Source organism: Bradyrhizobium sp. USDA 327, assembly GCF_041262065.1.
Taxonomy (GTDB): Bacteria; Pseudomonadota; Alphaproteobacteria; order Rhizobiales; family Xanthobacteraceae; genus Bradyrhizobium; species Bradyrhizobium liaoningense.
Map to the genome: position 1 here is coordinate 7,741,659 of NZ_JBGCCW010000001.1, position 12,712 is coordinate 7,754,370.

Annotated in this window: 10 protein-coding genes and 1 pseudogene; all 11 read left to right on the forward strand. The window is 65.5% G+C overall.

The genetic code is table 11. The features are described 5' to 3' along the window. Position 1: 1 nt before the first annotated feature. A complete protein-coding gene (locus tag ABIA42_RS36485) occupies positions 2-1,183 on the forward strand; it encodes a PepSY-associated TM helix domain-containing protein (RefSeq protein WP_370116199.1) in 1,182 nt (393 codons plus the stop codon). A gap of 70 nt (positions 1,184-1,253) precedes the next feature. Next, complete coding sequence (locus ABIA42_RS36490) at positions 1,254-2,486, forward strand: rhodanese-like domain-containing protein (protein WP_370116197.1); 1,233 nt, start codon at positions 1,254-1,256, stop codon at positions 2,484-2,486. Positions 2,487-2,657: 171 nt separating this feature from the next. Beyond that, complete coding sequence (gene serA, locus ABIA42_RS36495; RefSeq protein ID WP_271527172.1) at positions 2,658-3,902, forward strand: phosphoglycerate dehydrogenase; 1,245 nt, start codon at positions 2,658-2,660, stop codon at positions 3,900-3,902. Between the two features lie 204 nt (positions 3,903-4,106). Continuing rightward, the gene (locus ABIA42_RS36500) at positions 4,107-5,126 is read left to right on the forward strand and encodes a patatin-like phospholipase family protein (protein WP_271527171.1); all 1,020 of its coding nucleotides are present in this window, start codon (positions 4,107-4,109) and stop codon (positions 5,124-5,126) included. 116 nt (positions 5,127-5,242) lie between these two features. Beyond that, positions 5,243-5,800, forward strand: a pseudogene (locus ABIA42_RS36505) (tannase/feruloyl esterase family alpha/beta hydrolase); the annotation flags it as partial. Between the two features lie 48 nt (positions 5,801-5,848). Beyond that, positions 5,849-6,298 (forward strand): MarR family winged helix-turn-helix transcriptional regulator, encoded by a 450-nt coding sequence (locus ABIA42_RS36510; protein ID WP_370116194.1) that lies wholly within the window; start codon positions 5,849-5,851, stop codon positions 6,296-6,298. After that, positions 6,295-7,065, forward strand: a complete 771-nt coding sequence (locus ABIA42_RS36515) for an enoyl-CoA hydratase (protein ID WP_370116192.1) — start codon at positions 6,295-6,297, stop codon at positions 7,063-7,065. Before ABIA42_RS36510 ends, ABIA42_RS36515 begins: the two co-directional genes overlap by 4 nt. Positions 7,066-7,184: 119 nt before the next feature. Further along, positions 7,185-9,266 carry a methyl-accepting chemotaxis protein gene (locus tag ABIA42_RS36520; protein WP_370116190.1) on the forward strand — a complete coding sequence of 694 codons (2,082 nt, stop codon included), beginning with the start codon at positions 7,185-7,187 and terminating at the stop codon, positions 9,264-9,266. Positions 9,267-9,391: 125 nt separating this feature from the next. Beyond that, positions 9,392-10,333 carry a dihydrodipicolinate synthase family protein gene (locus ABIA42_RS36525; protein WP_370116188.1) on the forward strand — a complete coding sequence of 314 codons (942 nt, stop codon included), beginning with the start codon at positions 9,392-9,394 and terminating at the stop codon, positions 10,331-10,333. Positions 10,334-10,630: 297 nt separating this feature from the next. Then, positions 10,631-12,031 (forward strand): selenium-binding protein SBP56-related protein, encoded by a 1,401-nt coding sequence (locus tag ABIA42_RS36530; RefSeq protein ID WP_370116186.1) that lies wholly within the window; start codon positions 10,631-10,633, stop codon positions 12,029-12,031. Positions 12,032-12,114: 83 nt separating this feature from the next. After that, positions 12,115-12,702: a hypothetical protein gene (locus ABIA42_RS36535; protein ID WP_271527457.1), complete on the forward strand. Its 588-nt coding sequence runs from the start codon at positions 12,115-12,117 to the stop codon at positions 12,700-12,702. The last annotated feature ends 10 nt before the right edge of the window (positions 12,703-12,712 follow it).

Sequence of the window (12,712 nt, forward strand, 5' to 3'; positions counted from 1 at the left end):
GATGACGCTGCTGCGGGGGCACACGATCAAAGGGGTCCTGCTTCAGGTCCATTCCATCGTAGGCCTCGTGCTCGCGCTGCTGCTCGCCCCGATCGCGCTGACCGGTGCGATCATGAGTTTTGAGGACGAGATCGTCGATCATCTCAATGCCGGCATCATGCAGGTTGCGCCGCGTCAAGCGCCGATGCTGATGCCTGGTGACCTGATCGCCCGGCTGAAGGCGGCGCAGGACGTCGGCAAGGTCTCGGCCATCACGCTGTCGAGCGATCCGGCGGCGGCCCATGTCCGCTTCGCGCGCGACGAAAGCGGTGGACGGCCGTCCTCTCTCTATGTCGACCCCTACGACGCGCGCGTGCTGGGTTCGCCGCGTGGCGAGGCGTTCTTCGCGACCGTGCGCAGGCTGCACCGCTGGTTGCTGATCCCCGGCGACGCCAAGGGCTGGGGGCGTCCGATCACCGGCACCATTGCGCTCGGTCTGATCGTCATGCTGATTTCGGGCCTCGTGTTGCGCTGGCCGCGCCGCGCCGGCAGCGTGAAGATGTGGCTGAAGCCGAATCTCGCGCTGAGCGGCCGCGGACTGCACCGGTCGCTGCATGCGGTGATCGGCACCTGGGTGCTTCCGATCTATCTGGCGATGACGCTCACCGGGCTGTGGTTCTCTTTCGAATGGTATAAGGACGGCGTGACCTGGCTGTTGGCACGTCCTCACGTCACCGCAGCGAAGATGCCCGCAAAGTCACCGCGGGCGGTCGACCGTTCCGGGACCGCGCAACCGATCGGATTCGATCAGGCATGGACGACGTTCCAGCGCGAGGAAGGCGGCCGCTTCTCCAGGGCCCTGCTGACGCTGCCGGCTGGCTCGGGCACGGTGATACGGATCCGGTCGTGGGAGAAGGATCGGACACTCGAAACCACACGTGACGAATTTCGCATCGAGGCGATTACCGGGCAGCTGCTTTCCGCTGAACGCTATGCCGACAAGACGTTCGGCGAGAAGATCATCGCGGCCATCTACGACATCCATCGCGGCGCGATCCTGGGATGGCCGGGCAAGCTCGCGTTCATGATTGCCGCGGCCCTGATGCCGTTGTTCTCGGTCACGGGCATCCTGCTCTATCTGTCGCGCCGCAGGCTGCGGCGCCCGTCGCAGCCGCCGCTCGGGCGGCTCGTTCCCGGCGAGTGAGCCGGCAAGGCTAGCCAACGCGCTCTCAATCGTTCAAAAGCCCATGGCTTGTCCTCGTAGGGTTCATGCCATGAAGCTTCCGACCGTCACCCCCGCCGATATCCGCAGTGCGCTCTTGCTTCGCGAGGAGATCGCGCTGCTCGACCTCAGATTCGAGGCTGCCTTCGCGACCGGACATCCGCTGTTCGCCGCCAACATGGCCGCGGATCGGATTGCGGTCGAGGCCGAGGTCAGGCTGCCCCGCAAGGATGTGGCGATCGTGCTCTATGACGACGGGGAGGGGCTGGTCGGGCCCGGCGCCGAACGTCTCGCCGCGCTCGGCTACACCGACATCAGCGCACTCGAGGGCGGGCTGACGGCCTGGCGCGCGGCTGGATTTGAGGTTTTCGAGGACGTCAACTCCTACTCGAAGGCGTTCGGCGAGCTGGTCGAGTCGCGCCGCCATACGCCTTCGCTCAGCGCCGACGAGGTGGCCAAGCTCATCGCCGACAAGGCCAACATTGCCATCCTCGACGTCCGCCGTTTCGACGAATATGCGACCATGAACATTCCGGGCTCGGTCAGCGTGCCCGGCGCGGAGCTGGTGCTGCGGGCGGGGCAAGCCGCACCCGATCCCGAGACGACGATCATCGTCAACTGTGCCGGCCGCACCCGCTCGATCATCGGCACCCAGTCCCTGATCAATGCCGGCGTGCCAAACAGGGTGCGCGCGCTGCGCAACGGCACCATCGGCTGGACGCTGGCGCGGCATCAGCTCGATCACGGCGCTGACAGGCGCGGCGCAATCGGCCCGTTCGAGGGTGGCCCGGCCAATGCTCGCGATGTCGCCTACCGCGCAGGTGTTCGCCATATCGGTGCGAACGAGATGTCGGCGCTTGTCGCGCAGACCCATCGTACGCTCTATCGCTTCGACGTGCGCGATGCCGAGGAATATGCGGCAGGCCATCTTCCCGGCTTCCGCCATTATTCCGGCGGCCAGCTCGTCCAGGAGACCGACATGGCCGCGCCCGTGCGCGGCGCGCGCATTCTCCTGACCGACGACCAGAGCGTTCGTGCCGACATGACGGCGTCCTGGCTGGCGCAGATGGGCTGGGAAGTCTATGTGCTCGAAGGCGGCCATGACGGCGCGCTCGAGGTCGGCCCGCCGCACGTCCTGCCGAAGCCGGATCCGGCACACCGCTACCGCCGGCCCTATGAAGGGACCGATGTGGCCGAAGCTGCGATGCAGGCCTATCTCGACTGGGAATACGGCCTCGTCGAGCAGCTCCGCCGCGACGGCACGCATGGGTTCTACGTGATTTGAGACCGGTGACCTGCATTGCGCCTCATGGCTCGCGCCCTAGGGTGACGGGGAAGTGGGGACCAAGGCGCCCCCCTACCGCCTCGCCATCTTCTCCCCCTATCCAAGCCCTATTGTGCCGCGCGCCATCCGCGGTCTATGAGCTGCGACAAAGCTCATATCTATGGAGACATCATGCCAGCCCCAGGCCAAAGCCCTGAGCGAAGCGCCAAGGCGCTGCTGCTCGAAGGCGTCAATGACAGTGCCGTGGACCTGTTCAGGAGCGCGGGTTTCACCAATGTCGAGCGGCTGACCAAGGCGCTGGACGGTGAGGACCTGCGGCGGGCGATCAAGGGCGTATCGCTGCTCGGCATCCGCTCGCGGACCCAGATCACCGATGAGGTGCTTGCGGCATCGGACCAGCTCCTCGCCGTCGGCTGCTTCAGCGTCGGCACCAACCAGGTCGATCTCCTGGCCGCGCGCAAGCGTGGTATTCCCGTGTTCAATGCCCCGTTCTCCAATACGCGCAGCGTCGCCGAACTCGTGATTGGCGAGATCGTGATGCTGCTGCGGCGAATCTTTCCGCGCTCGGTGTCGGCTCATGCGGGGGGCTGGGACAAGTCGGCGACCGGCAGCCGCGAGGTGCGCGGCCGCACGCTAGGCATCGTCGGCTACGGCAATATCGGCTCGCAGCTCTCGACCCTGGCCGAAGCCATGGGCATGCGCGTGATCTATTTCGACCGCACCGACAAGCTTCGCCACGGCAACACCGAGCCTGTCGAGAAGCTGGGCGAGCTTCTGGCGCAGAGCGACGTCGTCAGCCTGCACGTGCCGGAGACGCCGGAGACCGCGGGCATGATCGGCGAGAAGGAACTGCGGGCGATGAAGCCGGGCTCGTTCCTGATCAACAACAGCCGCGGCACCGTGGTCGATCTCGACGCGCTTGCCGGCGCCCTGCGCGATGGTCACCTTGCCGGCGCGGCCGTCGACGTGTTTCCGGTCGAACCGTCCTCGAATTCCGATCGCTTCAAGAGTCCCATTCAGGGCCTCGAGAACGTCATCCTCACCCCGCATATCGGCGGCTCGACCGAAGAGGCGCAGGAGCGCATCGGCGGCGAGGTGGCGCGCAAGCTGGTCGACTATTTCATCACCGGCTCGACCATGGGGGCGGTGAACTTCCCGGAAGTGCAATTGCATCTACGTCCCTCCGGCGCTCGCTTCAGCCATGTCCATCGCAACGTGCCGGGCATGCTGCGGCGGCTGAACGAGGTCTTCCTCCAGCGCGACATCAATATCGCCGCGCAATATCTCGAGACCGCCGGCGACCTCGGCTATGTCGTGCTCGATGCCGATCTCGGCGGCCAGGACTCCGGCGAGCTGCTCCAGCAGATCCGCGCCCTCGACGGCACCATCGGCGCGCGGCTGGTGTTCGAGCACTAAAGCGTTTCGAGCGAAGTGGATATAAAGCAAACGCGTCAACCAGAATCTAGAGCCATTTCCGTTCCGATCGCATCAGAACGGAAATAGCTCCAGACCACCCCACGTTCCGGTTGCAACTTGTAGCAACTGCTCCCACACTGTCGTCGAATTCGGCCCGGTCAAAAATCGCGTCGAATTTGAGCTTCAGTTGCGTGAGTGTCCGCCATGGAACGGGACGCCGTACTGATTGATCTCGCGCTTCAGGGCGGCGGTTCGCACGGCGCCTTCTCCTGGGGCGTGCTCGACCGTCTTCTGGAAGAGAAATGGCTGGAGATCGCCGCAATCTCCGGAACCTCCGCAGGCGCGATGAATGCGGCGGTTCTGGCGGACGGCTGGACAGCCGGCGGCGCCGAGGGCGCACGAGAGGCGCTCGACCGATACTGGCGCCGTGTCTCGAAGGCCGCGGCCTTCAGCCCGCTACAACGCTCTCCGCTCGACCGCTTGATGGGGCGCTGGACCCTCGATACGTCGCCCTTCTACATCCTCACCGATTTGATGTCGCGTGTGCTGTCGCCCTACGACCTCAATCCGACCGGCTACAATCCGCTGCGCGCGGTGCTGGCCGAGAGTATCGATTTCGAACGCCTCGTGCGCTCGCCGATCCAGCTGTTCATCACCGCGACTCGGGTGCGCACCGGGCGCGGCCGTATCTTCCGCAACGCGGAGATCACGGCGGATGTGCTGCTGGCATCGGCCTGCCTGCCGACCATGTTCCGCGCGATCGAGATCGACGGCGAGCCCTATTGGGACGGCGGCTTTGCCGGCAACCCGACGATCACGCCGCTGGTGCGCGAAAGCGACGCGCATGACACCATTCTCGTCCAGATCAATCCGACTGAGCGGCTGGAGGAACCGCGGACGGCTGCGGAAATCCTCAACAGGCTCAACGAAATCTCATTCAACTCGCCGCTGATGAAGGAGCTGCGCATGATCGCACTGCTGCACCAGGCGGCCGATCCGGGCAGCGGCGAGGGCGCGCGCTGGGCGAAGATGCGCACACACCGGATCAAGAGCGACATGCTGGCGAAGTTCGGGGCCTCCTCGAAGCTCAACGCGGAGTGGGAGTTCGTCTCGATGCTGCGCGCCGAGGGACGCATGGCCGCGGACGACTTCCTCGCCGAGCACGGCGCGGAGATCGGCCGTCGTTCGACCGCCGATCTCGATGTCCTGCTGTCTGAGTGCTGAGGCATGGGTCTCCTCGGCCTCCTCGTCGGGCTCGGCCTACTCGTCCTGTTTCGCCTTCCGCGGCTGGAGCGTCCTGCTGCTCGCGCCGTTCGCCGCACTCATTGCCGCGTTGTTCGGCGCAGCCGCCTGCGCGCAACAACGGCATCGCCTGGATCTACGGCGCCGGCGGCATTCAATATGTCTTCGCGCGCGATCCGAAGCTCGATGTCACCACCTACAACGTGGAGCACCACAAGGCGCGGCTGCTCGAGGTCTCGAAGCTGATGGATTCGACCGATCCCGACCTCAGCCGCTTCCGGATGCGCGGCGGCCGTCTGATCATGCTCGAGCACATGGCCGACTATGCGCAGAGTCCCTATGCCGGCATCCGCTATTTCGAGAGCGTCGAACGCAAGATGGGCAAGGCCGAGACGGCGGAATTCGCGCGGCTGTACACCGCGCCCGGTGTCGACCATGTCGGCTCCGGCGCGCCGGCCAATGTCGACATGCTGAGCGTGCTGGTCGACTGGGTCGAGAAGGGCAAGGCGCCCGGCGACCTCGAAGTCAGCGAGCAGAAGGTCGAGGCGCCGTCGTTCGCGACGCTGCGCGCGATGCCGCTGTGCCGCTGGCCGGCCTGGCCGCACTACAAGGCGGGTGCGCTGACGGAGGCGTCGAGCTTTGCCTGTGCGCCGTGACGAAACGGCTCGTTTGACAATCGCCTCGCGCCCGGCTAGATGTTTCGCATGCGAAATAACGAGGCCGCGGCAAAGCATCATCGGCTGATCTACCTGCTGAGCGTCGCGCACCGGCGCCTGCAGCGCTGGATGGCGGCGCAGCCGCAGAGCACGGTGACGCCGGCGCAGGCTGGGCTGCTGTTCATCCTCGGCAGGCAGGACGGCGTCCTGATCGGCGAGGCGGGCGCGGCGCTCGATATGGGGCCGGCCGGCATTTCCGGCCTGGTCGACCGCACCGCAGCCGCAAGACTGATCGAGCGCCGCGCCGATCGCGAGGATGGCCGCGCCTGGCGCATCTGGCTGACGCCCAAGGGGCGCAGCGCGCTGGCGCAGGCGAAGACCTCGGCGGCCGAGGTCAACGCGGCGCTGACGGAAGGATTCACGGCTGCGGAGATCGACATCGTCGCACGCTGGCTGACGAGCATTCAGAACAAGTTTCCAAGAGGAGCAGACGAATGACCGAGCACGTCCGGATCGAGAGCAACGGCGGAATTCTCACCCTGACATTGGCGCGTCCCGACAAGAAGAACGCGCTGACCGATGCGATGTACGGCAAGCTGGCGGACACAATCGAATCCGCCGAGTTCGATCCGTCCGCTCGCGTGATCCTGATTCGCGGCGAGGGCGACATGTTCACCGCCGGCAACGACGTCGGCGAATTCGCCGCGGTCGCAGCCGGCAAATCCGAAGGCAGCCGCAACGTCGTGCGCTTCATCCAGTCGCTGGCGCGCTGCACCCGGCCGCTGGTCGCAGCCGTGCAGGGCCGTGCCGTCGGCGTCGGCACCACGATGCTGCTGCATTGCGATCTCGTCGTGCTCGCCGACAACGCGCAATTGTCGACGCCCTTCGTCAGCCTCGCGCTGGTGCCGGAGGCCGCCTCCAGCCTGCTGATGCCGGCGCGCATCGGCTATGCGCGCGCCTATGAGATGTTCGCGCTCGGCGAGACCGTGCCCGCCAGGTCGGCGCTGGAATGGGGCCTTGCCAACCGTGTGGTGCCGCTCGACAAGCTCGATGCCGAGGCGCTCGCCCTCGCGCAGCGTCTCGCCCGTCAGCCGCTCGGCGCGCTCACGGCCACCAAGAAGCTGATGCGCAACGGCGAGGCGCTGGTCGCCCAGATGCAGGCCGAAGGCGAGCAGTTCGCGCCGCGTCTGCGCACCGCGGAGGCGCGCGAGGCGTTTACGGCGTTCGCCGAGCGCCGGCCGCCGGATTTCACGAAGGTGGCGTGAGGCGATCTCCCGACAGAGTGGCAGCTTCCGAGGTCCATATCATTTGAAATAAACCTTAACGAAACTTTGGCATGTCCCCGTGCAAGATGACCGCTCGTGACGAGTAGGTCTTTTGGTCCATGTCAATTTTTAAGAAATCGGTAAGCACGCTCCTCCTGGTTCTGATGACTCTGCTGGCCGCCGGTGCGCTGACCAGCACGGCCATTCAGATGGGCGGGGCCTTCAGCCGCTACAGCGACAGCCTGGAGACCGAGCGGCTCGCGAATGCCGACAAGGCGATTTTCCAAGGCGTGCTGGCTTTGCGCAACAATCGCGGCGATGCCCAGAGCGCGCTGCTGGGCGAGGACGATCCGCGCGCCAAGCTCGGCGCCGCCGAGAAGGCCGAGCAGGCCGGCTATGATGCCATTGCCGCAGCGCTCTCCACCATCGAATTTGCCCGGCGCGACGAGCTCGCAAACACGCTGAAGCAGCGCTGGAGCGAGGCCGCGCCGAAGTTCCAGCTGTTCTACGATGAGGCCAAGCTGCCGCGCGCCGAACGCAAGGTGGAGCGCACAGCGGCCTGGTACGATGCCGTCACCAAGGTGATCGAGACGGCGAACCTCGCGTCCACCGCGGTGTCGAACCGCGCCTGGATGAACGATCCTTTCATCACCCGCATGATCCAGGCCCGTCGCCTCGCCTGGCAGGTGCGCGATCGCTATGGCATTCAGTGCTCGACCCTGCGTCCGAACGTCAACGGCTCAAAGCCGCTCGACGAGACCCAGAAGCAGACCGTGGCCGGATGGAATGGCACCATCACTGCCGGATGGGCCGGCATGGAGGAACTGCTGGCTGCGCCTGATGTGACGGCGGACCTCGTCAACACGGCCAGGGACGCACGCGCCAAGACCGACGGCGTTCTCAAGCAGATCGGCGATCTGACCAGGAACTTCGACGGCAGCGGCCGTCCCGCGATGCCCGCCTCGGAATGGAACGCACTTTGCCAGTCGCCCTTCGCGTCCATCGTCGCAGTCGCCAACAAGGCGCTCGACCTGTCGATCGCGCGCGCGGAGACGGTTCAGGCGAAAGCCCTGACCAATCTCATCGTGCAGTCGCTCGCGTTCCTGCTCGCGCTGGCCGTGACGCTGGCCGGTGTCTTCGTGGTACGCAATCGCCTGATGCGTCCGGTGCGCGCCATCCTCGATGCCATCGCGCGCATCAGCGCGCGCGATTATGCGACGCCGGTTCCGCAATCCCGTCACGCCGACGAGTTCGGCACCATGGCCGCCGCGCTCGAGAGCCTGCGCGAGAGCGCGGCGACCGCGGAACGGCTGGGCCGGGAACGCGAATCGCAACAGGCGCTTCAGCTCGCCCGGTCCGGCACTGTCGATGCCGCCTGCCGCAGTTTCGACGACACGGTGCAGGCGGTCATCCAGAGCGTCGTGGCCTCGACGCGGGAGCTCGACGCCACCGCGACCGGCGTGCGCTCGTTGGTCTCGGACTCCAGCAGCCAGACCGCCGCGGTTTCGTCCGCCGCCGAGCAGGCCACCAACAATCTCGAGACCATCGCGGCCGCGACCGAAGAGCTCTCCGCATCCGTCGGCGAAATCTCCGCACAGGTGCAGTCGAGCGCCCGCGAGGCCCGCGAGGCCGTGGCGCAGGCCGAGCAGACCAACGCGACGGTCGAGATCCTCGACCAGACCGCGAGCCGCATCGGCGAGGTCGTGAAGATGATCAACGCGATCGCCGCCCAGACCAACCTCCTGGCGCTGAACGCCACTATTGAAGCTGCGCGCGCGGGGGAGGCCGGCCGCGGCTTTGCCGTCGTCGCGGGCGAGGTCAAGAGCCTCGCCTCCCAGACGGCGACAGCGACGGAAGAGATCTCGCGCCAGGTCGCGGAGATCCAGGGCGCCACAGGCCAGGCCGTCGCCGCAATCCGCTCGATCGGCGGCGCCATCAGCGGCATCGACGAGAAGATGACGGCGATTGCGGCCGCGGTCGAGCAGCAGCGCGCGGCGACCACGGAGATCTCGCGCAACTTCCAGCAGGCCGCCCAAGGCACCCGCGAGGTGACCGACACCATCGGCAGCGTCGCGAGGCTGAACCAGGAGACCGGCAACGCCGGCACGGTGCTGTCGGAGTCCGTCAAGAAGATGTCGGCCGACGCCGATCGCCTGCGCGTCGCGGTCGAGGGCTTCTTGGGAGCCGTCAAGACCGCGTAGTTTCGTTCTCTCACCATCCGATGTCGCGCGGGCATTGCCGTCGGTCCGCGTGGCGGGTACATCTGTGGCGCCTCGCTCCGCGAGCGCTGAGACAGACGTAAGACATATCAGGGATGGAGAGTTCGATGCCGGTCGCGCCACAACACAAGGCCCAGCGCCCCTATCGCGGTGTGTTCCCGGTCGCGCCCACCATCTTCGACGAGCGCGGCGAGCTCGATCTCGATGGCCAGCGCCGCTGCATCGATTTCATGATCGATGCCGGCTCGCACGGCATCTGCATCCTCGCCAATTTCTCCGAGCAGTTCGTGCTCACCGACGCCGAGCGCGAGGCCGTGATGCATGCGGTGCTGGAACATGTGGCTGGCCGGGTTCCCGTGATCGTGACCACCACGCATTTCAGCTCGGCGGTGTGCGCGGCGCGCAGCAAGCAGGCCGAGGCGGCCGGCGCCGCGATGGTGATGGTGATGCCGCCCTATCACGGCGCGACCTTCCGGGTCCCCGAGAAGGGCATCGTCGAATTCTTCAAGGTGCTCTCGGGCGCCATCGATATTCCCATCATGATCCAGGACGCGCCTGTGGCCGGCACGCCGCTCTCGGTCGAGCTGCTGGCGCGGCTGGCGCGCGAATTCGCCAACATCCGCTATTTCAAGATCGAGGTTCCCTTCGCCGCCGCAAAGCTGCGCAGCCTGATCGAGGCGGGCGGCAGCGATATCGAAGGCCCCTGGGACGGCGAGGAGGCGATCACGCTGCTGGCCGATCTCGACGCCGGCGCCACCGGCGCCATGACCGGCGGCGGCTATCCCGACGGTATCCGCCAGATCATCGATCCGTATCTCGCCGGCAAGCGCGAGGAGGCGAAGGCCGCCTATGAGCGCTGGCTGCCGCTGATCAACTACGAGAACCGCCAATGCGGCCTGATCGCCTGCAAGGTCATGATGCAGGCCGGCGGCGTGATCAAGTCGGAAGCCGTGCGGCATCCGCTCCAGCCGCTGCATCCGGCAACGCGCGCGGGATTGCTGGAGCTCGCCAAGGAGCGCGATGCACTGGCGCTGCGGTGGGGGAGGTAACCTTCTCCCGCCGAAATTCGGTCTTTCCGTCGTCATTGCGAGGAGCAAAGCGACGAAGCAATCCAGACCGGTTCCGCGGAGACAATTTTCGCTGCGCTCCCAATGGACGGGACTGCCCATTCGGTTAGAGGTGTCGAATTGGCGCAATTCCGCCAGTTTCCCCGGACCCGGCGATCAAGTATCGTACGCTGACCAACCAGACTCTGCGGAGCAGTCGAGACATCGCGCAATACCTCTTCACTATGCCGTTATCCCGAGTCAGGTTGGCGCAAACCGACAGAACAGGGAGGCAGTGCCATGACGATGAGGCCGGATCCCACCTTTCACGCATCGCCCAAGCTTGCGATGGAAGCACCTGCGGAGAACTTTGCCTACACATTGCTGCTCAGTCCGGACTTCTCGAAGCCGGATGCACTCGCGGTCATCGACGTCAAGCCGGGATCGCCGACCTATAGCCAAGTCGTCCACACCGTGACGATGCCCAACAAGGGCGATGAGTTTCATCACTTCGGCTGGAATGCCTGCTCCTCCGCCTTGTCGCCGCTCGCCGGACATGCCTTCGTCGAGCGGCGCTATCTCATCATTCCCGGGCTGCGCTCGTCGCGCATCTACATCATCGATACCAAGCCCGATCCGACCAAAGCCAAGATCCACAAGATCATCGAGCCGGAGGAAGTCTTCAAGAAGACCGGCTACTCGCGGCCACACACGATCCATTGCGGGCCGGACGGCATTTACGTGAGCACGCTGGGCGGCGGCGGCAAGGACGGCACCGACGGCCCTCCCGGCGTCTTCATCATGGATTGCGAGACCTTCGAGGTCCTCGGACGATGGGAGATCGACCGCGGTCCACAGACGCTGCATTATGATTTCTGGTGGAATCTGCCGCGCGACTACATGGTGACGAGCGAATGGGCATTGCCGCCACAGTTCGAGAACGGGATCGTCCCGGAAGATCTGCTTGCGAACAAATATGGACATCGTCTCCACTTCTGGGATCTTCGCGCACGTCGCAACGTCCAGACCATCGACCTCGGCGCCAATCATCAAATGGCGCTGGAGGTACGACCGGCGCACGATCCGGTTCGCGAGTACGGCTTCGTAGGCGTCGTGGTCGACACCACGAATCTCGAAGCATCGATCTGGACATGGTGGCGAGAAGGCGGGAAATTCCATGCGGAGAAGACCGCGACCATCCCACCCGAGCCAGCGCCAAAGGAGAAGCTCCCGCCGCTGCTCCAGGGATTTGGCGCCGTGCCGCCGCTGGTGACCGACATCGACCTGTCGATGGATGACCGGTTTCTCTATGTCTCGTGCTGGGGCACGGGTGAAATGCGCCAGTACGACGTCAGTGATCCGCGCAAGCCGAAGCTTGCGGGCTCGGTCCACATCGGCGGTATCGCGCGCCGCACGCCTCATCCGAACGGCAAGGCATTTGCGGCGGGTCCGCAGATGGTCGAGATCAGCCGCGACGGCAGGCGCGTTTACTGGACCAACTCGCTCTATTCCACCTGGGATAACCAGTTCTATCCCGATGGGGTTCCGGGCGTGGAGGTCATGGCCAATGTCGGTCGCAACGGCGGCCTCGAGCTCGACAAGGACTATTTCGTGAGCTTCCCCGACGGATATCGTGCGCACCAGATCAGGCTCGAGGGCGGCGATTGTTCGACGGATTCCTTTTGCTACCCGTCGGTCTAGATTGGGGTCACGCGAGCCCGGCACTCGGCTGGCTGTGGCTCGCTCTCGTTGCGAGCGGCCTCTACCACGGCGTCAATCCAGGCATGGGATGGCCGCTCGCCGTTTCGGCCGGGCTCATGGACAAGAGCCCGCGCGCGCTTTTCCGCGCTCTGTGGGCCCTGTCGGCCGGGCATCTGCTCGCTACGCTTCTCGTGCTGCTGCCATTCGCGTTCCTGCTCGTGCTGGCGGAGTGGCAGCGTCCGATCCAGATCGGCGCGAGCCTTCTCGTCATTGGCTTCGGCGTCTATCGGTTGATCATTCGGCGCCATCCGCGCGCGCTGGCACGAATTCCGCCGGCGCAATTGGTGCTCTGGTCGTTTGCCGTGGCCATTGCTCACGGCGCCGCCCTGATGCTCGTGCCGATCTATCTTGGGCTCTGCCAGGCCTTCGAGCTCGATGCCGGACATGAGGCGGCGGGCGAGTTGATGAAGGCAAGTATCGGGATGGCGGTGCTCGTGGCCCTGGTGCACGTTGCCGCCATGGTCAGCGCCGGCGGATGTCTGGCTTGGCTGGTCTACCGTTATCTGGGGCTGAAGTTCGTCTCGCGAAGTTGGTTCAATCTGGATGCAGTCTGGGCGACCAGTCTCGTCCTGGTCGGCGCCGTGGCGCTCGCCTTCAATCTTGGGAGCTGAGAGTGGGGCG